The 19949-nt window shown below is 72.4% G+C and carries 17 protein-coding genes; 4 read left to right on the top strand and 13 right to left on the bottom strand.

What is annotated here, in order from left to right:
- Position 1: 1 nt before the first annotated feature.
- The 8 genes from KMZ30_RS00180 to KMZ30_RS00145 all read right to left on the bottom strand — a co-directional run bounded on the left by KMZ30_RS00180 (position 2) and on the right by KMZ30_RS00145 (position 12723).
- Positions 2–1327, bottom strand: coding sequence for a multicopper oxidase domain-containing protein (locus KMZ30_RS00180; RefSeq protein WP_215513822.1), 1326 nt, complete (start codon positions 1325–1327; stop codon positions 2–4).
- Positions 1324–2739 carry a multicopper oxidase domain-containing protein gene (locus KMZ30_RS00175; RefSeq protein WP_215513823.1) on the bottom strand — a complete coding sequence of 472 codons (1416 nt, stop codon included), beginning with the start codon at positions 2737–2739 and terminating at the stop codon, positions 1324–1326. Before KMZ30_RS00175 ends, KMZ30_RS00180 begins: the two co-directional genes overlap by 4 nt.
- The gene (locus KMZ30_RS00170; protein WP_226905125.1) at positions 2736–8852 is read right to left on the bottom strand and encodes an IPT/TIG domain-containing protein; all 6117 of its coding nucleotides are present in this window, start codon (positions 8850–8852) and stop codon (positions 2736–2738) included. Before KMZ30_RS00170 ends, KMZ30_RS00175 begins: the two co-directional genes overlap by 4 nt.
- A 602-nt stretch (positions 8853–9454) precedes the next feature.
- Entirely contained in the window at positions 9455–10540 is a 1086-nt protein-coding gene (ychF, locus tag KMZ30_RS00165) for a redox-regulated ATPase YchF (protein ID WP_215519832.1), read from the bottom strand.
- A 12-nt stretch (positions 10541–10552) separates the two neighbouring features.
- Positions 10553–10909 (bottom strand): YdeI/OmpD-associated family protein, encoded by a 357-nt coding sequence (locus tag KMZ30_RS00160; protein WP_215513826.1) that lies wholly within the window; start codon positions 10907–10909, stop codon positions 10553–10555.
- A gap of 135 nt (positions 10910–11044) precedes the next feature.
- Complete coding sequence (locus tag KMZ30_RS00155) at positions 11045–11560, bottom strand: NUDIX domain-containing protein (RefSeq protein ID WP_215513827.1); 516 nt, start codon at positions 11558–11560, stop codon at positions 11045–11047.
- A 9-nt stretch (positions 11561–11569) separates the two neighbouring features.
- Complete coding sequence (locus KMZ30_RS00150; RefSeq protein WP_215513828.1) at positions 11570–12217, bottom strand: hypothetical protein; 648 nt, start codon at positions 12215–12217, stop codon at positions 11570–11572.
- A 20-nt stretch (positions 12218–12237) separates the two neighbouring features.
- Entirely contained in the window at positions 12238–12723 is a 486-nt protein-coding gene (locus KMZ30_RS00145; RefSeq protein WP_215513829.1) for a glutathione peroxidase, read from the bottom strand.
- 101 nt (positions 12724–12824) lie between these two features.
- On the opposite strand from KMZ30_RS00145, the gene KMZ30_RS00140 reads away from it, so the two are divergent.
- Positions 12825–14018 carry a DNA recombination protein RmuC gene (locus KMZ30_RS00140; protein ID WP_215513830.1) on the top strand — a complete coding sequence of 398 codons (1194 nt, stop codon included), beginning with the start codon at positions 12825–12827 and terminating at the stop codon, positions 14016–14018.
- On the opposite strand, the gene KMZ30_RS00135 is transcribed toward KMZ30_RS00140, so the two are convergent.
- Positions 14000–14455: a GNAT family N-acetyltransferase gene (locus tag KMZ30_RS00135; protein ID WP_308279831.1), complete on the bottom strand. Its 456-nt coding sequence runs from the start codon at positions 14453–14455 to the stop codon at positions 14000–14002. The two genes, KMZ30_RS00140 and KMZ30_RS00135, sit on opposite strands and share 19 nt — an antisense overlap.
- 10 nt (positions 14456–14465) lie before the next feature.
- Positions 14466–15479 carry a 4-hydroxy-3-methylbut-2-enyl diphosphate reductase gene (locus tag KMZ30_RS00130; protein ID WP_036830585.1) on the bottom strand — a complete coding sequence of 338 codons (1014 nt, stop codon included), beginning with the start codon at positions 15477–15479 and terminating at the stop codon, positions 14466–14468.
- Positions 15480–15560: 81 nt separating this feature from the next.
- On the opposite strand from KMZ30_RS00130, the gene xseA reads away from it, so the two are divergent.
- Positions 15561–16805: an exodeoxyribonuclease VII large subunit gene (xseA, locus tag KMZ30_RS00125; protein ID WP_308279832.1), complete on the top strand. Its 1245-nt coding sequence runs from the start codon at positions 15561–15563 to the stop codon at positions 16803–16805.
- A 21-nt stretch (positions 16806–16826) separates the two neighbouring features.
- On the opposite strand, the gene KMZ30_RS00120 is transcribed toward xseA, so the two are convergent.
- Entirely contained in the window at positions 16827–17426 is a 600-nt protein-coding gene (locus tag KMZ30_RS00120) for a TetR/AcrR family transcriptional regulator (protein WP_215513831.1), read from the bottom strand.
- Between the two features lie 77 nt (positions 17427–17503).
- On the opposite strand from KMZ30_RS00120, the gene KMZ30_RS00115 reads away from it, so the two are divergent.
- Positions 17504–18052: a hypothetical protein gene (locus KMZ30_RS00115; RefSeq protein ID WP_215513832.1), complete on the top strand. Its 549-nt coding sequence runs from the start codon at positions 17504–17506 to the stop codon at positions 18050–18052.
- A 9-nt stretch (positions 18053–18061) separates the two neighbouring features.
- Positions 18062–18295 (top strand): exodeoxyribonuclease VII small subunit, encoded by a 234-nt coding sequence (locus tag KMZ30_RS00110; RefSeq protein ID WP_215513833.1) that lies wholly within the window; start codon positions 18062–18064, stop codon positions 18293–18295.
- 48 nt (positions 18296–18343) lie between these two features.
- On the opposite strand, the gene KMZ30_RS00105 is transcribed toward KMZ30_RS00110, so the two are convergent.
- On the bottom strand, positions 18344–18895 hold the full coding sequence (locus KMZ30_RS00105) for a dihydrofolate reductase family protein (RefSeq protein ID WP_215513834.1): 552 nt from the start codon (positions 18893–18895) through the stop codon (positions 18344–18346).
- A 380-nt stretch (positions 18896–19275) separates the two neighbouring features.
- Positions 19276–19833 carry a DUF4245 domain-containing protein gene (locus tag KMZ30_RS00100; protein WP_308279833.1) on the bottom strand — a complete coding sequence of 186 codons (558 nt, stop codon included), beginning with the start codon at positions 19831–19833 and terminating at the stop codon, positions 19276–19278.
- Positions 19834–19949 lie beyond the last annotated feature (116 nt).

Here is a 19949-nt window from a genome sequence, read left to right as displayed (position 1 = left end):
CTCACGGGCAGGTGTTGTTCGGGGGCTCGATCCGCATGTACGTGATCGGGCCGGTCATGTTGACGCCCCAGGAGGTGATCTGGAACAGGGCGTGGTTGTGCGAGATGATGTAGAACTCGCCGCACTGGTTGAGCGTCTGGACGCCCGGTGGCAGGTCGTGGGTGTTCCCGAGGTACGGGCTCCCGCTGTAGAAGGTGCCGACGACCTGGTTGGCCAGGCTCGGGACGGTGACCGTCACCGGGTTGGCCACGCTGTAGTCCTCGGCGTCCTTCCACCGGAAGAGCACGTCCCAGGTCTGCCCGGGACCGATGTTGACGGCGAACTTCTCCATCGAGAGGTCCTCCTGACCGCTGGAGAGCGCGCGCGCCGGCCGGCCGTCGCGGCCGACGACGAGCCCGTTGTTGCCGTGCGGGTGGAAGGGGTAGTCCTCGCTGCCGACGCTGAGGTAGCGCGCGATCCCCGACCGGGGGTGGGTCACCGGGTCGTACGGCTTGACCGTGGCGAGCGACCCGTAGGGCTGCGAGGGCAGCCACGACGCGAAGTTGTCGGCGATGCTGTCGGGGTAACCCCGGCCGTTGATCAGCCAGTAGCGGGCCTTGTAGCGGGTGAGGTCGAAGGGCTTGCCCTGCTCGACCGCCGCGTGCTGGTAGGGGTCGATCTCCGACAGGAGGACCATGAACTCCTCGGTCGGCTCGAACTGGGTGTCCGCGTAGTCGTACGCGTAGTCGGCGCCCATCGACGGGCGCACGATGAGCGCGCCGAACAGGCCCATTCGGACCTGCGTCTCGGGGTCGGTCCCGGACTCGTAGAGGAAGGTCCCCGCGTGGCCCGCGGTGAAGCTGTACGTCACGGTCCCGGTCTGCGCGGCGGCCGGCTGCGCGAGGCTCGTCATGAAGCCCCCCGACCCGGTCTGCGGCTGGGAGGGCACCCCGTCGGCGAGGACGTCGTCCTGGCCGGGGAACACGACCGACGCGGGGACGTCGAGGGTGTTGTGGAGGATGACCGTCACGACGTCGCCCTCGGTGACGCAGAGGACCGGTCCGGGGTGCTGGAAGTCGTCGAAGCCGCTCGAGTAGCCCCACATGTAGGCGGTGTTGCCGTCGGGCAGGTCGACGTAGCCCGTGCGCGTCGTCAGGTCGAAGACCGGGTGGTGGTCGGCGGCGCCGGGTCCTCCGGTCGTGCAGACGACGCCGTTGCGCGGCGGCGCGGCCGCCCCGGCCGACGACGCACCGGGGGCGACGGCCCCGGCGACGGCGACCAGCACGCCCGTGGCGAGGACCGCACCGCGGCGCAGGACGCGTCGGACGGCGCGTGGGTCGGTGCTCATGCCGTGAACCCCCAGTCGTTCGGGAAGGACTGCGCCGCAGGCGCTCCGGGGCCGTCGGCGTAGACCCTGATCTCCGTCGCCTGGCCGCCGAGCCCGCCGGGGGCGAGGTTGTCGGAGCGGGTGAACGACCGGTTGTAGAGCAGGTAGGTGTCGTACTCGCCGGACCCCGTCTTCGGCGGGGCGGTGACGATGACGTCGTAGCTCTCGCCGGGACCGATGTTCAGCGTGTCGGTCTCGTACGAGGTGTCGGCCCCGGTGCGGCCCCGCATCGGCGTGGCGTCGCGGCCGACGACCCGCATCCGCAGGCCGGCGATGGTCATCGCCGACTCGCGGAAGCCGAGGTTGGCGAAGCGCAGCGCCACCCGCTCCCCCTCGACGCAGGTCACGAGCGAGGAGATGGGCTGGTACTTGAGGTCCGGCCGGCCGGGGGGCGCGATGAGGTCGCCGTCGGCGTCGAACGTGCGACCCTCCTCGACGTCGAAGGCGTCAACGCCGGGCCCGTTCGGCTCGAGCGTGTCCGGGTGGACGCGCCCGTTGAGGAGGGCGAAGTCGGCGCGGTAGTCGCTCCACTCCGGCAGCTGGATGTGCGCGTCGGCCCAGTGCGCCTCGGCCCACACCTCGGAGAGGAACATCGAGAACTCGCGGTCGTAGCCGGTGCTGCCGTCGCCGTCGTTGTAGAGGAACGTCGAGTACGAGCGACCGTCGTGGGTCTTGTTCTGCCCGTTCTGCTTCGGCCGCACGAAGACCATGCCGGTCATGCCCATGTGGACGTGCTCGACGTCCTCGACGTGGCAGTGGAACATGTAGGTGCCGGGGTCTCGGGGGCGGTAGACGTAGGTGAACTCACCTCCCGCGCGGACCGACACCGACCCGCTCGGCTCGCCGTCGAAGAACGGGATGACGTTGCGGAACCCGTGCCAGTGCAGCGTGTGCGCGTCGAACAGGTCGGGCCGCAGCTCGAGGCCGAGGTTGGTCAGCCGCACCCGGAACTCGTGGGCCGGGTCGCCGTCGTACTCGTCGACCCAGAACAGCGGCGCGGAGTGCTGCGCGTGGTACTTCTGCCCGAGCCGCTGGACGTCGCTCATGCCCGTCACGTTGCGGAACCCGAAGACGTAGGTCGTCATCCCCGGTGCGATGGTCGCCCCGATGGGGTCCGGGTGGTAGGGCGGGATGGCCGGGGCCGGGGGCAGGTGGATCCACCCGTCGGTGCCGGCGAGGTAGAGGTTCGCCGGGGCGTCGGCGGCCGAGGCCACCTGCTCCGGGGCGAGGACGCGCCCGGCCCAGGTGCCGACGCCGGCGACGGCGACGGCGCTCCCCGCGAGGCCCAGGGCCCGCCGGCGGCTCACCCGCGGTGGCCCGTCGAGGGCGACGGAGGTCGGTGCGGCGCCGCGCCGCGGTTCGGTGCTGGTCATCGGGTCGTCCCCTTGGTGGTGGTGAGGGCGCGGAGGGCCGCGGCCGACGTGGTGGTGGTGCCCGGGAGCGAGAAGGCGTCGATGTCGAGGCCGTCCGTGGTCAGGCCGTGCGAGGTGCCGTCGAACCAGACCTTCCAGGTGCCGTTGGTGTACTCGAGGACGTCCTCGTCCTGGACCGCCCCCAGCCCGGTGACGGTGAGGTTCCCGGCGAAGGAGAACCAGGCGTGGGTCGGCGAGTCGAACACCACCCCGTCGACCCGGGCGGTGGCCGGGACCCCCTTCGTCGTGGCGTCCCAGACCCGGGCGAAGGACGTCCCGTTCCAGCTGTAGACGTCGGCGTCGTCGGCCGTCCCGGTGACCCCGCGCGGGTTGCTGTTCCCGGTCGTCGAGAAGTACAGGACACCGCCCTTGATCGAGATGGCGTCGATGTCGAGCGCAGCCGTCGTCAGGCCGCGGGCGGTGCCGTCGAACCAGACCGACCAGGTGCCGGCGTCGTAGTACGCCACGTCCTCGTCCTGGACCGTCCCGAGACCCGGCACGGAGGTGTCGTTCGCGAAGGAGACGTAGTAGTGCGTGGCGTCCACGACGGCCAGGCCGTCGACGAGCGCGTTGGCCGGCAGCCCTGGTCGCGGCGTCGCCTGCACGTTGACCAGCCGCGAGTACGTGTTCGTCGCGCCGTCGTAGTGGTGGATGTCCGAGGCGTCGGCCGTCCCACTGACGCCGGGGATGGTGCCGGTGCCGGTGATCGAGAAGTCGAACACGGGCGGCGGGGGCGGCGGCGGGGCCACGCGGGGCACCTCGTCCGCGCCCGCGTCGGCCGGGTTCGTCGTCGTCGCCGGCCGGGGGTCGCCGTCGATGTCGACGCTCGCCACGGTGGCACCTGCGAGGGAGGCCAGGCCGATGTCGCAGGCCGGCGACTGGCCGGTCCCGCAGCCGACGAGGTGGTAGTCACCCATGAGGTCGGCGGGGACCTCGACGACGGCGATGTTCGCGTCGACGAACGCCGGGTTCTGCCGCCAGGTGGCGAAGGAGACCGAGACCGGCCACGTCCGGACGACCTGCGGGTCGGCGTGCTTGTTGGACGAGGCGTCGGTGTACGGGTGGGCCGTCGGGTCCTGCTGGAGGACCGAGCCGACCGGCGCGAGCGAGATCGTCGGGTCGAGCGACCCCAGGTCCCACGTCTCGACATCGCTCGGGCCGTTCAGGCCGATGCCCGTGACGGTGGTTCCCGCCCGGGTGCCGGCGCGGTTGTTCCACAGGACGTTGTCGAGCAGGACGGGGTTGCTGGAGGTCGGCGAGCCCGGGGGCAACGTGGCCTGCAGCTGGTCGCTGTTCTGCCCGGTGGCGATGCCGGCCGGGGCGGGCATCCCGTCGGACGTCACGGCCGTGGCGGTCGTGATGTTGTCCATGATCGTGTTGTTGACGATGCGGACGTCGGGGGCGTCGTCGATGGCGATGCCGGCGCCCTCGTGGGTCGAGACGTTGCTCGTGATGACGTTGTCGTGCACCGACATCGGGTAGTCGCCGGCCATGAGGAAGCGGATGCCGCCGCCGTCGTCGTTGGCGAGGTTGCCCTGGATCTCGTTGTCGGCGATCTCCACCGCGCCGGCGCCGTGCGACAGCGTCGTCGGGTCGGCCGGCAGCGCGCCGGCCACCATGATCCCGGCGCCCTCGTCGTTCGAGTTGTTGAGCGTGATCCGGTTGTGGTGGATCCGTCCGTTCGGGCTGTACCCGAGGTGGGTGACGCCCGCGCCGTACTCGAGCGAGAAGTTGCCGCAGATGTCGTTGCCGGACACCTCGTACCCGTCCGAGCCCGCGAAGAGGCCGATCGCCCCGGCGTAGTTGGTGCCGGCGTTCTGGACGATCCGGTTGTTCGCGATCCGGAGGTTCTCGTTGTGCTGGCTCTCGTCGGCCCCCGTGAGGTCGGGCGTGCCGATGCGGATGGTGCCGTAGCCGCCGCCGTTGTTCTCGACGACGTTGTTCGTCACCTGCAGCTCACGGACGAAGGCGTTCGCGAAGATCGCGCCACCCTGCGTCGTGATGTTCGGCGGCAGGCCGGTGGCCTGGCCGGTGAGGTCGTTGATGTTGCCGGGGAAGCCCAGCTGGTCGCCGCCGCGCAGGTCGAACCCGTCGACGGCCGGCTTGAACGTCGCACCGAGCGGGTAGGTCCGCACGGTCGACGAGCCGCCCTGCGAGCCGAGCAGGTAGACGACGGCCCCGTCGCTGACGGTCTGGTTGCCCGACCAGTCGAGCGAGCCGACCTTGGTGAACCAGTCGGTCGCGAGGTCGGTGTCACCACCGAACGCGCTGCCGTCGACGACCGAGCCCGGCACCCAGGTGCTCGAGGTGCCGCTGCCCTGGAAGCCACCGGCGCCGACGCCTTGGAGCTTGACGGGCCCGTTGACGACGAGGTTCTCGTAGTAGGCGCCGCGCGGGTTGCTGCTCGTCGGCGTGTTCGGGAAGACCACGACCACCGCGTTGCCACCGGCGCGCACGGCGTCGTCGACGGCGTTCTGGATGGCGTGCGGCACACCGGCCGTGCCGGTCTGGCTGGCCGTCTTGGTCGGGTCGTACTTCGCGACGGCGACGTCCGGGCCGACGCGGTAGACCGTCGGCAAGTAGGAGCTCGTCGTCGTCACGGCGCCGAGCAGCTGGAAGGTCAGGCCGGTCACGGAGCTCAGCCCGTTGCCGGCGGTGACGGTCAGCTGGAGGGCTCCGCCGGGGACCTGCCCGGTGCCGGGCCCGGCGGCGGGCACGTCGACCTGGATCGTCGTGTCGCTCCAGCTCGCCACGGTGAGGGCGGTGCTGCCGAGCCGGACCGACCCGGTCCCTCGGGCGGCCCCGAAGCCGGTGCCGCGGAGGGTGACCTGCCGCTGCGCCGTCGTCGTGTCCGTCGGGGTGAGGACCGGCTTGTCGACCGAGAACAGCTGCGGCCGGACCGGGTTGACCATGCACTTGACCGTGGTCGGGCTCGTCCCGGGCGTGCCGAGGCTGACCCCGACCTGCGTCGGTGCGAGGTCGGTGGGGATCGTCACGCCGGGGGTCGCCTCGAACTCGGTGGCGATGGTCCGGAAGCGCGGGTTGTAGTCGGCGTTGAGGGCGCCCGGGACACCGGGGTCGTTGCCGACGAAGCGGTACATCCCCTGGCAGACACCGGAGGGCGTCGGGCAGCTGATGTGGTCGGTCGACGGCATGAGCACGTCGTAGAAGCCGTTGTAGTCCGAGTGCGCCGTGTACTTGAGGTCACCGGCGAAGTCGTAGATGCCGACCGGCGCGTTGGCCACCCCGGCCTTGTCGCCGAAGAGGACGGTGCGCTTGTCCGTCGAGTAGTTGAGGTCGTCGACGATGAGGCCGCGCATCCGCGACGGCACCGGGACGTCGGTGAACAGGTGGAACATCGGGACGATGGACTTGCCGTTGTTGAGGCTGACGAGCTTGGTGTCGCAGCGCGGGCGGACCATGCCCTCGTAGGGCGAACCACCGATGTCGGCGAAGGTCGCGTTGTCGACGGCGCTCGACGCGGGGACGGTGACGCCTTCCGGGAGGCCGTCGGCGGCACCGGACTTCGCGGCGTAGCCGTCGCTCTCCACGTCCTTGACGTCGACCGTGTGCAGCGCGCCGACGCACGCCGGCGGCGGGACCTGCGGGACCACCTGGTCGCCGCGGCCGATGTTGATGTCCTCCTCGGAGGTCACGTCGTACATCGGACGGCCGCGGGCGTCCTTGGGCACCTCGACTGAGACGAGGTAGTCGCCCGCGGCCAGCGGCGCGAAGGTGCTGGTGCAGGTCGGGTTGGCCGGGTCGTGCGCGTCCAGGTCGCCGGTGCACGCGTCCCCGAAGCCGTAGTTGCCGTCGACGGAGGCGCCGAAGCTCGCGTCGGCCGTGCCCTGGTCGGCACCGTAGGCCCCGACCTGGAAGCCCTGGACGAGGGCCGAGATGCACTCGCCGGTGGTGTCCTGGGAGGGGACGGTGACGTCCTCGTCCGTGCCGTGCGCGTAGGGCGTGCCGTCGGCGTCCCGGGCGGTGCACCCGGTGGGCCGGCTCCAGTGCTCGGAGACGTAGGAGTTGAGCAGCGTGCCCTTCTTGTAGGAGCCGTCGCCCGCGAGCTCGTAGGTGTTGCTCGCGTCGCACGGCGCGCCGGTGTTCGTGCCGCACCGGACGGGCGCGTAGAGCTTGACGGGCACGTCGGGGACGCCCGGCTGCCAGTCCTCGGTCGCGGCGTACTGCGGGTCGAGCTCGTTGCGGGTCGTGTCGTAGGAGACCGAGCCGACGATGCCGCCGTTGCGCGGGCGGCTGGTGCCGCCGGTCGCGTCGTACTTCTGGACACCCCAGTCGACGGTGCCGCCGAGGCCGATGATCGGCAGGACGCTGACGTCGACGCCGGATCCCTTGACGGTCGTCGGGGTCGGCTGGTTGTCGGCCTGGTAGGTGACACCCGTCGTGTAGAAGCTGTCGGAGTAGGCCTCGAGGACGAGCCACTCGGCGAGCGGGTAGCCGCTCGGGAACTCGTAGTAGCCGGTGGTGTCGGTGGAGGCGGCGGTCGAGCCGCGGTCCATCAGCGAGTTATCCTTCTTGCGCAGCGTCAGCGGGAACTGGGCGACACCCTGCTCACCCGCGTCGCGCTTGCCGTTCTTGTTGGCGTCGAGGAAGACGTGGCCCTTGATCGGCGTCCACCAGCCGTTGAGCGGCAGCTGCTTGAGGTCGACCGTCTCGCCGTTGGTCACCGTGACGTTGGTCAGCTGGAGGATGTAGTCCTGCGCCTCGTCCCACCAGGTCAGCATGTAGTTGCCGTCGGGAACGTTCGGGATCGTGAAGGTGCCGTTGCTCGCGGCGCGGCCCACCCAGACGGCGCGGTCGCCGCTGTCGAGGTCGTTGAGCGAGAGGACGCCGTCGGCGATGGGCTTGTCGAGCTTGCTGCCGACGCTCCCCCAGTACTGGTTGAAGCTGCCGCCGCGCGGCGGGTAGTACTGCTTGACCGCGACCATCGTGCCCGTCACCGAGCCGGCGGCCGAGGTGCCCAGGAGGTTCTTCGGTTGCACGAACCCGAACTGCGGGGTCGGCACCGGTTCGCCGGCGAGGGTGAACTCGGTGTCGAAACCGGTGGCGCCCTCCATCAGCCAGGTGTCCCAGTCGTGGTTGCCCTCGAGGGTCGTCGTCTGGATCCAGTCCTGCCCCTCCGGCGGGCTGATCCACGTCGTGTACCGGTTGGTGCCGAGGTGCGGGATGACGAGCATGCCGGTGCTGTCGCTGAAGCACTTGCCGCCGACCTTGGCGACGATGGGCGCGCCGTCGGCGTCGCGGGACGCGGCGTCCCACGGGATCTGGTAGCTCGCGTCCTCGTTCTTGTACGTCGTGCACAGCGGGTTGCCGTACACGTCCGTCGTGACCTCGCCGAGGATGTCGTTGATGTGCCCCTGGAAGCCCGCGAGGCCGTCCTCGCCGTTGTCGATGGCTCCGTTGGTCGAGCCCTCGTCGCGGTAGACGAAGGCCCGCAGCGTCGAGTCGACGAGCGGGTCGGGCTGCACGGTCACGTCGACGACGCCGGGGCCAGTGCCGTCGGTCATCATCGGGACGGTGAAGTGGGCGCCGTCGATCTTGAAGCCGTCGGCGAGGACGCTCACGACGTAGCGGCCGTCGGGCAGGTCGAGCGAGGCGCCGCCGGCGAAGTCCTGGTCGGTGCCCTGCGTGTAGATGGGAGCGCCGGTCACCTCGTGCAGGGAGGCCCAGCTGCAGCTCGCGGGGTAGCCCTCGTCCTGGGTGGAGCAGCCGGAGCCGGGCGTCGGGGCGCCGACGGGGTCACCGGTGCCGGTGTCGTCGACGTTGATCATGTAGCGGTAGCCCGGGACGGGGTCCCCTGCCCTGACGGTGTCGTTCGGCGGGTGCAGCCCGTCGCGGGCGCTCGTGACGCGCAGGGTCACCTCGTTCGTCGAGGCGGCGTGCGCCGGCGCCGCGGTGAGCACCGGGACGGCGACCGCCGACCCCAGCGTCAGCGCGACGGACCCGACGAGCGTCACGAGGCGACGGAGCGCGGCCCGCGGCCCCGACGGCCGCCGGCCCGACCGGTGCGCCGCACCGCTCGTGCCCTGTGTGTCGACGTGGTGGTGTCCCTGCATCACGACCAACCCCTGCAGTTGTCCGGGAACGCCCCCTGCGGCGCTCCACGGGGACCATGTGACAGTGCCGACCCCCTCCGTGCCGAGGGCTGGAGGCCATTTGTCACGCAGGCGTGAGCCCACCGTCAGCCGCTCGTCACCGGACGCTCAGGTCGTCGTCATCCGGCCCTCAGGTCGTCGTCAGGAACTCGTCATCCGACGAGCGGCGTGAGACGGGCTCTGCCCTGTCGGGATGCCGAACGATCCCTGAACTCCCTGTGCCGCAATGCTTTTGATGCGACTTGCCTCGCCGTCCCCAGTGCACTCGGCCTCGGCGAGAGTCGGACGAAGGTGTCCGGGAGGTCGGAGGCGGGCACGGGAAGGGTCAACCGCAGGCAACCCACGCCTCAACAGAACGTCAAGAATCTCGCGTGGGAGGGCCTGTCGGTGCCCCCCAAGAGACCGCCGGGGGTCCTCCCTGCGGCGACCGTGGATGCTCTCGTGGTGTCGGAAAGGGGGCGATCACCCCCACGTCGACGCCACGAGCAGCGCCTCGGGGCGTACACCGGCTGCGCGCCGCCCTCGGCGGGGCGAGGCCCGCGGGTCTGCGTCGACGCCGGAGGTCAGACGTTGAAGCGGAACTCCACGACGTCGCCGTCCTGCATTACGTAGTCCTTGCCCTCCATGCGCGCCTTGCCGGCGGCCTTGGCGGCGGCCATCGAGCCGAGCTCGTCGAGGTCCGAGAACGAGACGATCTCGGCCTTGATGAAGCCGCGCTGGAAGTCGGTGTGGATGACCCCGGCGGCCTGCGGCGCGGTCCAGCCCTGGCGGATGGTCCAGGCGCGCGACTCCTTCGGGCCGGCGGTCAGGTAGGTCTGCAGGCCGAGGGTGTGGAAGCCGACCCGCGCGAGCTGGTCCAGGCCGGACTCCTCGGCACCGAAGGACTCGAGCATCTCCTGGGCGTCCTCGGGGGACATCTCCATGAGGTCCATCTCGAGCTTGGCGTTGAGGAAGACCGCGTCGGCCGGCGCGACGAGGGCCGCGAGCCGGGCGTGGAGGTCGGTGTCGCCGAGCTGGTCCTCGTCGAGGTTGAAGACGTAGATGAACGGCTTGGTCGTCAGCAGCCCGAGGCCGGCGGCCATCCCGAGGTCGACGCCGGCGGCGGCGCCGTGCGCGTAGAGGGTCTTGCCCTCCTCGAGCACCTTCTGGGCCGCGAGCGCGTTCTCGAGGAGAGGCTTGGACTCCTTCTTGATGCGCGCCTCCGTCTCGAGACGGGCGACGGCCTTCTCGAGGGTCTGGAGGTCGGCGAGGACGAGCTCGGTGTGGATGGTCTCCATGTCCGACTCGGGCGAGACCTGGCCGTCGACGTGCACGACGTCGCCGTCCTCGAAGGCGCGCACGACCTGGCAGATGGCGTCGGCCTCGCGGATGTTGGCGAGGAACTTGTTGCCCAGCCCCTCCCCCTCGGACGCGCCGCGGACGATGCCGGCGATGTCGACGAAGGAGACGGTGGCGGGGAGGATCTTCTCGCTGCCGAAGATCTCGGCCAGGCGCTGCAGGCGGGCATCCGGGAGCGGGACGACGCCGACGTTGGGGTCGATGGTCGCGAACGGGTAGTTCGCCGCGAGGACGTCGTTCTTCGTCAACGCGTTGAACATCGTCGACTTGCCGACGTTGGGGAGACCGACGATTCCGATGGTGAGTGCCACGGGACGAGGAGTCTACCGAGCCCCGGGCGCCGCCCCGACCGCCAGGGCCCGGCGCCCGGCCGGCGTCATCCGACCCTCCGCCTCCAAACGGTCCGCGATGCGGCGGTTGCGCTCGGACGTCGTCCCGCGACCGCGGCGCGGGGTGAAGCGCTGGAGGTAGGACCGCTCGTCGTACCGGCGGCGGGTGCTCTCGCTCCACCCGAACGCGATGCCGGCCTCGAGGAGCTCCTCGACGGTGACGCTGCGCAGGCCCGACCGGGCCCGGGCCAGGCGCACCCAGCCGCCCGGATCGCTCTCGTGGTGGGCGGTGAGCCACGCCCAGAGAGCGTCGCGGTCGGGGAACTCGAGGACCGGCTCGGACGGCGTCATGACCCCGACGGTATGCCGACGCGGTGACAGCCGCCGCTCAGGCGGTGAGGGCGGACACGAGGATGTAGCCGAGGATGCCGAGGCTCACGAGGACGAGCCCGCCGAGCAGCATCAGGGCGAGCCGGTGCTCGCCGTTCACGTCGCTCCCCCGGCCGGCTCGCTGTTCTCGAGGTACAGCGTCGCGCCGGGGGTCCATCCGGCGACGACCTCGAGCATCCGCGCGGTGTACGGGGCCACGTGCTCGGCCGCGGCCTCGGGCCGCACCCAGTGGGCGCCGGCGATCTCGCGGGGCAGGAAGCGGGCGGGGTCGAGCTCGCCCTCGAACACGCCGAGGTCGAAGAGGAAGAGGTGGGCGTCGTCCCAGCCGCGCCACGGCGGCAGCCAGTTGACGGCGACGAGGCCACCCACGGCGACCTCGAGCCCCAGCTCCTCGTCGACCTCGCGGGCGACGGTGAGGGCGGGCGGCTCCCCCGGGTCGACGACGCCGCCGGGCAGGTCCCACTCCTTCTTGTACGACAGCTCGCACAGGAGCACCTCGCCGGCCGGGTTGCGCAGCAGCCCCTGCGCGATGTTGCGCTTCTTGGGCAGCCGGGCGTTGAGGATGGCGATCCGCCGCAGGCGCTCGGCCTCGGTCTCCTCACGTCGCGCCATGCCGTGACCCTACGCGAGCGCGGTGACGGGCCGGCCGCCGAGGCGCCGGACGAGCCGCTCGACGACGAAGGCCGCGTTGGCGTCCCCCACCGCTGCCGGGACCGGCGGGAGCAGGTCGTCCCAGACCACCATGAAGGACCCGCGCAGCTGAGGCATCCGCGCGGGGCGGGCGACGAACCACACGTGGGCGTGAGCGCCGCCGTCACCGATCCGCAGCACGTGACAGCGGGCGACGGAGGGCAGCGCCTCGACGGCGCCGACGAGCGCGACCTGCAGCCGCCCGAGCGCGGCAGCGAGGTCGTCGGTCAGCGCGTCGACGTCGAGGTGCTCGAGGGGCTCGGCGACGAGCACCAGCGGCGAGCCCGACGGCGGGGCCAGCTTGACCCGCCAGCCCATCCCCTCCCAGAGCGCGGCCCAGTCGCCGGTGGCGGCCGGCCCACCCATGACCACCTCGGTGCAGTGACAGTCGCTCGCCTCCTCGCCGCGTCGCGGCGGCTCCTCGTCGACGAGCACGGGCCCGGGCTTGACCCTCAGCCCCTCGGCCTCGAACGGGAAGACGTCCCACGCGAGGACCCCGTCCGGGTCGAGCCGGAGGCGCCCGTCGGCGTCCTGCGCGGCGGCGATGCGGGCGGCGTACTCCTCGGCGCTCTCGGGCATGACCCCGACCCTAGGTCGCGTCAAGCGGCGAGCGCCTTCTCGATGGCGCCGCGCAGCTTCTCGGGCTTGGTGCTGGAGCCGAACCGCTTGATCGGCGTGCCGTCGCGCCCGACGAGGAACTTCGTGAAGTTCCACTTGATCTTCTCGCTGCCGAGGGCGCCGCGTGCCTCGTGGCGCAGCCACCGGAAGAGCGGGTGGGCGTCGTCGCCGTTGACCTCGACCTTGTCGAACAGCGGGAAGGTCACGCCGTGGTTGACGCGGCAGAACTCGCCGATGTCCTCGGCGCTGCCCGGCTCCTGGCCGCCGAACTGGTTGCACGGGAAGCCGAGGACGACGAGGCCGCGGTCCTTGTACTCCTGCCAGAGCTCCTCGAGGCCGTCGTACTGGGGCGTGAAGCCGCACTGCGACGCGGTGTTGACGACGAGCACGACGTGGCCGGCGTAGTCGTCGAGCGTCTGCGGCGTGCCGGAGAGCGAGGTGGCGGAGAAGTCGTGGAGCACGGGCATGCGGGGTCCTCTCGGGGCGGTCACCGGGTCGGGCGGAGGTTCGGACCCGCGGGGCGTGGCGGATTGCCGGGCCTGTCGGAGGGTTCTGCCATGGTCCTCGCATGGACGGGATGACGTGGGGCGTGCTCGGGCTGGTCGTCGGTGCGGTCGTGGCGTGGCTGCTCGCGCGGCTCGTGCACCGGGCGGCGGTGGCGGGGGTCGAGACCGAGCGCGACCTGCTGCGCGAGCGGGTGCTCGACCTCGAGACGTCGCTCGCCGAGGACATGGAGACCGCGGCGCTGCTGGCGCCCCTCAAGGACGCCCTGGTGCGCGTCGAGGAGCACGTCGGGGTCCTCGAGCGCGACCGGTCGCAGCAGTACGGCTCGCTGCGGGCGCTGCTCGGCCGGGTCGAGGCCGAGACGCAGGGACTGGGCCGGGCCACCGCCTCGCTCGCCGGGTCCCTGCGCTCGTCGTCGGTGCGCGGCGCGTGGGGCGAGGTCCAGCTGCGCCGCGTCCTCGAGGCCTCGGGGATGCTCTCGCGCTGCGACTTCGAGGAGCAGGTCGGCGTCCTCGGGCCGCACGACCGTCAGGTCCGCCCCGACGTCGTCGTGCGCCTGCCCGGCGGCAAGTCGCTCGTCGTCGACGCCAAGGCCCCGATGACGCATTTCCTCGACGCCCAGGCCGAGGAGCTGACCGACGACGAGCGCACCGCGCTGCTGCGCCGGCACGCGGACGCCGTCGCCGGCCACGTCGCGACCCTGGCCGCCAAGGAGTACTGGGCCGCCTTCCGCGACGGCCCCGAGATGGTCGTCTGCTTCGTCCCCAGCGACGCGATGCTCGCCGCCGCCCTCGCCGCCCAGCCGGCGCTGCACGAGAAGGCGCTGGCCCGCCGGGTCGTCCTCGTCGGCCCGGCCTCGCTCATGGCCCTGCTGCGCACCGTGGCGTTCACGTGGCAGCAGGACGCCCTCTCGCAGAGCGCGCGCGAGCTGCTCGACCTCGGCCGCGAGCTCTACGGCCGGCTCGGCACCCTCGGCGCGCACACCGCCAAGGTCGGCCGCTCGCTCCAGTCGAGCGTCGAGGCGTACAACGCGATGGTCGGGGCACTCGAGTCGCGCGTGCTCGTCACCGCCCGGCGGATGCGCGACCTCGAGGTCGTCACCGACGAGCTGTCGGTCCTCGAGCCGGTCCGCACCGGCCCGCGGCCGCTCACCGCGCAAGAGCTCATCGACGCCGTCACCGAGCCCGACGCGCGCCCGCAGCTGGTGCTCGACGAGCCGCGCCGCGACGACGGGGAGGGTCAGAGGTCGATCTCGTAGTGGTACGTCGTGGGGCCGCCGGGCCCCTCGGTGGCGTGCAGCCCCTCGCTCTCGTAGAGGGCCCGGGCCGCGACGTCGTCGGCGCTCGTCGCGAGGTCGAGCAGGTCGCACCCGCGGGCGCGGGCCCGGGCGAGGCAGGCCTGCAGCAGCGCGCGGCCGAGACCGCGACCGCGGGCGGCCGGCGCCACCCACAGCTCGGCGAGGTACGCCTCGTCACACGTGCTCCAGAGCGCCGGGCGGTAGCGGACCACCGCCACCCCGTCTGCACCGGCGAGCAGCACGTCGGTGTCGCCGCGGCCGGTCAGCTCCGCGAGCCGCGCGGCGAGGGCGTCGGGGCCGGGCGACGGGTCGCCGTACTCGGCGTTGAACGCGTCGAGCAGCCGCCCGGCGAGGGCCAGCCGGGTACCGCTCGTCGCGAGCTCGACCCGGGCGTCCACGTGCCGCCGGTCAGCGCAGGGCGCTGGTCTCGGCGAACGAGCCGTCGTGGCGCATCTTGTCCGACATGCCGGCGGCCTTGAGGTCGCGCCGGATCTCGTTCGGCAGCGCGAACATCAGCGACTCCTCGGCGGCGACGACCGGGCGGACGTCCTCGAAGCCCCGCGCCGCGAGGTAGTCGAGCACGCCGCGCACGAGGATCTCGGGCACGGACGCGCCGGAGGTCACGCCGACGGTCGAGACGCCGTCGAGCCAGGACTCGTCGATCTCGTCGGCGTAGTCGACGAGGTGGCCGGCCCGCGTCCCGTGCTCGAGCGCGACCTCGACGAGGCGCACCGAGTTGGACGAGTTGCGCGACCCGACGACGATCATCAGGTCGCAGTCGGCGGCCATCTGCTTGACCGCGAGCTGGCGGTTCTGCGTCGCGTAGCAGATGTCGTCGCTCGGCGGGTCCTGCAGCTTCGGGAAGCGCTCGCGCAGCCGGCGGACGGTCTCCATCGTCTCGTCGACCGAGAGCGTGGTCTGGCTGAGCCAGACGACCTTCTCGGGGTCGCGGACGGTGACGTTGTCGACGTCGTCCGGGCCGTCGACGAGCTGGATGTGCTCGGGCGCCTCGCCGGCGGTGCCGACGACCTCCTCGTGGCCCTCGTGACCGATGAGGAGGATGTCGAAGTCGCTGTCGGCGAAGCGGACGGCCTCGCGGTGCACCTTGGTGACGAGCGGGCAGGTGGCGTCGATGGTGCGCAGGCTCAGCGCCCGCGCCTCCTCGTGGACGACCGGGGCCACGCCGTGCGCCGAGAAGACGACGGTCGCGCCCTCGGGCACCTCGTCGGTCTCGTCGACGAAGATCGCGCCACGCTGCTGCAGCGTCGTGACGACGTGCTTGTTGTGGACGATCTCCTTGCGGACGTAGACGGGGGCGCCGTAGAGGTCGAGGGCCTTCTCGACGGTGACGACGGCCCGGTCGACACCGGCGCAGTAGCCGCGGGGGGCCGCGAGGAGCACGCGCTTGGTCGTCTCAGCCATGTGTCCATCGTAGGTGGGGCCTTCGTCCGGGCCCGCATCGCGGGCGGACGGGCTGACGGTGCCGCCGCCTAGGGTTGCCCCGTGAGCACCCCGGCGCGCGCGCCCCTGCCCGAGCGGGCGGTCGACACCACGGCCGAGAACCCGTGGCCGGTCCGCCTGCTCTCGATGAAGATCGGCGAGTACGTCGAGAAGATGTCGGTCCTCTGGGTCGAGGGCCAGGTCGTCCAGCTGACCCGGCGGCCCGGCGCGCGCACGGCGTTCCTCACCCTGCGCGACCCCGACGTCGACATGAGCCTCTCGTGCTCGGTCCACGTCAACGCCCTCGACGCGATGCCCGGCCCGCTCAGCGAGGGGGCCCGGGTCGTCCTCCAGGCCAAGCCGTCGTTCTGGAGCCAGCGCGGCTCCCTCGTCATGGACGCCCGCCAGATCCGGCCGGTCGGCGTCGGCGAGCTGCTGGCGCGCCTGGAGTACCTCAAGCGCCACCTCGGGCAGGAGGGTCTGTTCGACCGCGACCGCAAGCGCAGGCTGCCCTTCCTCCCCCGGCGCATCGGCCTCGTCTGCGGCCGGGCCAGCGCCGCCGAGAAGGACGTCGTCGAGAACACGCTGCGCCGCTGGCCGAGCGCGCGGTTCGAGATCCGGCAGGTCGCCGTGCAGGGCACCAACGCCGTCGCCGAGGTGACCGCCGCCCTCGCCGAGCTCGACGCCCACCCCGAGGTCGACGTCGTCGTCATCGCCCGCGGGGGCGGGGGCGTCGAGGACCTCCTGCCGTTCTCGAACGAGACGATGCTGCGCGCCGTCGCCGCCGCGACCACCCCGGTCGTCAGCGCCATCGGGCACGACGTCGACACCCCGCTGCTCGACCTCGTCGCCGACCACCGCGCCTCCACCCCGACGGACGCCGCGAAGGCGATCGTCCCGGACGCCGTCGCCGAGCGGCGCGGGCTCGAGGTCGCCCGTGAGCGCGGGCACCGGGCCGTCGGCGGCCGGCTGCACCACGAGCGGCGCCGCCTCGCCGAGCTCGCGAGCCGCCCGGTCCTCGCCGACAAGGGCGCGTTCCTCCGCTCGCAGCGCGAGGTGGTCGAGGCACTGCGCTCCCGCGCGCTGCACCGGGTCGAGGCGGGGCTGCACCGGCAGCGCGACCGGGTCGACCACCTCCGCGCGCAGGCTCGGGCACTCTCGCCGCAGTCGACGTTGGACCGCGGGTACGCCGTCGTGCAGCAGGTCGGCGGCGGCCTGGTCACCGACCCCGCCGACCTCGCGCCCGACGAGCTGCTGCGCGTCCGGGTGGCCCGCGGCGACTTCGGGGTCCGCGTCCTCGGATCCTGACCCCGCAGGCGCCGGCGGCGCTCAGCCGGCGGCGAGCGCGGCGAGGTGGTGCCGGACGACCGCGCGCACGCCCCGGAGGTCGGTGGCCTCCGGCTGGAGCACGACGTGCAGCGCGAGTCCGTCGAGGAGGGCGTGCAACCCGGCGGCCTCGACCTCGCGGCGTCCCGGGTCGGCTGCCGGCAGCAGGGCGGCGACGACCCGGTCGACGAGGGAGCGGATGCCGAGGTGCGCCTGCGCCGAGACCTCGGCGAGCCGCGGGGCGGTGCGGGCCAGGGTGACGAGCTCGAGCCAGACCGCGGCCTCGGCGCGCCGCTCGTCGTCGAGCGGCAGCACCTCCCCGCAGAGGTCGACGAGGTCGTCGAGGTCCGGGGCGTGAGCGGCGTTCCACCCACCGACGCGGGCCGTCACCCGCGCCCCGACCCGGTCGGCGACGGCGCGCATGGCGAAGGCCACGAGGTCGTCCTGGCTCGCGACCGTGTGGCGCATCGAGCCGACGGACAGACCCGCCTGCGCCGCCACGGACCGGACGGACACCGCACCGATCCCGTCCCGGCGCACGACGGCCAGCAGCGCGTCGGCGATGAGCTGCCGGCGCGCCTCCTGGTCGACGACCCTGGGCACGGACCCTGTCTAGCAGGGTCGAGCACCCGATCCATGGATTTGGTACGGTCGTACTAGAACAACGGGAGGGAACCGCCGTGCTCGTCGCCGTCATCGTCACCTGCGAGGTCCTGTTCTGGGTCCTCGTCCTCGCCGGGCTCGCCACGCGCTACGTGCTGCGCCGTCCGCGGGTCGGCGGGTGGCTGCTCGTCGCCGCGCCGCTCGTCGACCTCGTCCTGCTCGTCGCGACCGTGCTCGACCTGCGCGGCGGCGCCACCGCCACGACGGCGCACGCCCTGGCCGCCGTCTACCTCGGGGTCTCGGTCGGCTTCGGGCACTCGATGGTCCGCTGGGCCGACGAGCGCTTCGCGCACCGCTTCGCGAACGGCCCCGCCCCGGCCCCTCGGCCCCGCACCGGCCGGGCGCACGCGGCCCACGAGCGGCGCGGCTTCCGGCGCCACCTCGTCGCGTACGCCGTCGGGGCGTCGCTCCTCGGGGTCGGCATCCTCGTCATCGGGGACCCGGCCCGGACGGAGGCCCTGCTCGGGATGCTCCGCCTCTGGTCGCTCGTCGTGGCGGTCGACGGCATCGTCAGCCTCAGCTACTCCGTGCGCCCTCGACCGGCGGGGGTCGGTGGGCGTCGGTAGTCTCGCGGCATGCCGAAGGACGCCCACGCCCCCGACGCCGGCACCGGCGCGAACGCCGACGTCGCCGAGCTGGGGTACGAGCAGGCGCGGGACGAGCTGGTCGACATCGTCGCCCGGCTCGAGAGCGGGCAGGTCGGCATCGAGGAGAGCATGGTGCTCTGGGAGCGCGGCGAGGCGCTCGCGGCGCACTGCGGCCGCTGGCTCGACCAGGCCGAGCAGCGGGTCGCCGGCCCGCAGGACTGAGGCCCCCGGGCCGACCCCCTCCGCCTCGGGTGGAGCCGGCGACGCCCGTCAGTCGGCGGTGCGCAGGCCGTAGGTCGTGATGACGTTGCCGGCCGAGGTCGCGGTCGACTCGAGCAGCTCGAGGCGCGTCACGGGCACGTCGTCACCGAAGAGCCGGCGACCGGCACCGACGACCGGGTGCGTGGTGAGCGTCAGCCGGTCCACCACCCCGCCGAGGAAGAGCGAGCGGACCGTCTCGACGCCACCGACGACCGCGATGTCGCCGCCGTCGCCCTCGCGCAGGGCGCGGACGTGGGCCAGCGGGTCGCCGTCGATGCGGGTGCTGTTCCAGCCGAGGTCGTCGCCGAGGGTGCTCGAGACGACGTGCTTGCGAACCGGGTTGACGAAGGCGGCGAAGGGGTCGCCCTCGGCGGCGGCGGGCCAGAACTCGGACCATTCCTGCCAGAGCACCCGGCCGATGACGACGTCGGTGACGTTCGCCAGCGTGCGGCCCATCATCTCGCCCTCCTCGGGACCGAAGTGGCCGAACTGCCACTGGTCGGGTGACTCGACGACGCCGTTGACGGCGTGGAAGAGGTGGGCGGTGACGAGGCGGGTCATGGGGTCCTCCGGTGGTCGTGCGGGTGACGTGGATGCTGTCGCACGGACGGACCACCCCGCCACCGGGAACTCATCGCTCGGGGAGGCGGCGACCGCAGGCCTGCACCCGGTCGAGGTGGACCCGACCACGACAGGGTCGGTTTTCACCTCGACCCGCGACGGGTCGAGGTGACTGGCTCCCCTCAGGACACCCTTCGGGCAGTCACTGTCGTTCGCTCCCGATGGCGGAGCAACCGGGACGAACGGTCGCGCCTGACCGCTCATCCTGCGTGCGTCAGGGACGGGAGCGAACGACAGCGGCCGGACGTGCACACCAGGCCCGGGCCGTTCCGCGCGCAGGCGCCTGCGTGAGCGCGGACCTCGACCCGCGCCGAGCTGCGTCAGCGCACCGGCTGGAGCGACTCGATGTACGTCTCCATGTCCTCGAAGGTCGCGGTGCCCGTGATGAGCGTCGCGAGCTCGCCCGACCCGGTCGGCGGGACGTACAGCAGGCTGTTCTGCACCTTGTTGTCGCGGACGAACTTCTCCCACGTGCGCCCGGCCACCTCGACCGTCCCCTCGCGCGGGGCCCGGTTGGTCTGCGCCGAGATCCACCCGCGGGTGGGGTCCTTCGTCTGCTCGACGGCGACGAACGTGCCGGACGGCGTCTGGTAGCCGACGTGCCAGGTCCGGAAGCCGTCGGTCACCGGCACGTACCGCACCGAGGTCGGCGACCAGCCGCTCGGCAGCCCCACGGGCTCGACGATCGGCCAGCCGGTGGACGTGCGGATCTCCTGCGCCTTCGTCGTGACGTCGACGACCGGACCGCCGACGCGGTCGACCCGCGGCACCATGAAGACCAGCACGAGCACCATCCCCAGCACCGCGAGCAGCGACAGGACGAGGTTCTTCGTCGACCCCATCGAGTAGCGGCTCTTCGGGGCGGTCGGGGTGCTCACGCCCCCATCGTCGCCGACGGGCGGCGCAGACGCCCAATCGGTGCCGACGATAGGGTTCGACACGCCGCCCTCGACCGTGCCGGCCCCGGGCGGGCCCGTCAGCAACCGCCAGAGAG

The organism is Phycicoccus mangrovi (genome assembly GCF_018729305.1).
Lineage (GTDB): Bacteria > Actinomycetota > Actinomycetes > Actinomycetales > Dermatophilaceae > Phycicoccus > Phycicoccus jejuensis.
Note: the sequence above shows the minus strand (reverse complement) of the source record. Positions and strands in the feature narration are given on the sequence as shown.

What these genes read in the sequence shown, in the direction of transcription:
- KMZ30_RS00180 (WP_215513822.1), bottom strand. Translation starts at nt 1,327, where the DNA reads ATGAGCACCGACCCACGCGCCGTCCGACGCGTCCTGCGCCGCGGTGCG.
- KMZ30_RS00175 (WP_215513823.1), bottom strand. Translation starts at nt 2,739, where the DNA reads ATGACCAGCACCGAACCGCGGCGCGGCGCCGCACCGACCTCCGTCGCC.
- KMZ30_RS00170 (WP_226905125.1), bottom strand. Translation starts at nt 8,852, where the DNA reads ATGCAGGGACACCACCACGTCGACACACAGGGCACGAGCGGTGCGGCG.
- KMZ30_RS00160 (WP_215513826.1), bottom strand. Translation starts at nt 10,909, where the DNA reads ATGACGCCGTCCGAGCCGGTCCTCGAGTTCCCCGACCGCGACGCTCTC.
- KMZ30_RS00155 (WP_215513827.1), bottom strand. Translation starts at nt 11,560, where the DNA reads ATGGCGCGACGTGAGGAGACCGAGGCCGAGCGCCTGCGGCGGATCGCC.
- KMZ30_RS00150 (WP_215513828.1), bottom strand. Translation starts at nt 12,217, where the DNA reads ATGCCCGAGAGCGCCGAGGAGTACGCCGCCCGCATCGCCGCCGCGCAG.
- KMZ30_RS00145 (WP_215513829.1), bottom strand. Translation starts at nt 12,723, where the DNA reads ATGCCCGTGCTCCACGACTTCTCCGCCACCTCGCTCTCCGGCACGCCG.
- KMZ30_RS00140 (WP_215513830.1), top strand. Translation starts at nt 12,825, where the DNA reads ATGGACGGGATGACGTGGGGCGTGCTCGGGCTGGTCGTCGGTGCGGTC.
- KMZ30_RS00130 (WP_036830585.1), bottom strand. Translation starts at nt 15,479, where the DNA reads ATGGCTGAGACGACCAAGCGCGTGCTCCTCGCGGCCCCCCGCGGCTAC.
- KMZ30_RS00110 (WP_215513833.1), top strand. Translation starts at nt 18,062, where the DNA reads ATGCCGAAGGACGCCCACGCCCCCGACGCCGGCACCGGCGCGAACGCC.
- KMZ30_RS00105 (WP_215513834.1), bottom strand. Translation starts at nt 18,895, where the DNA reads ATGACCCGCCTCGTCACCGCCCACCTCTTCCACGCCGTCAACGGCGTC.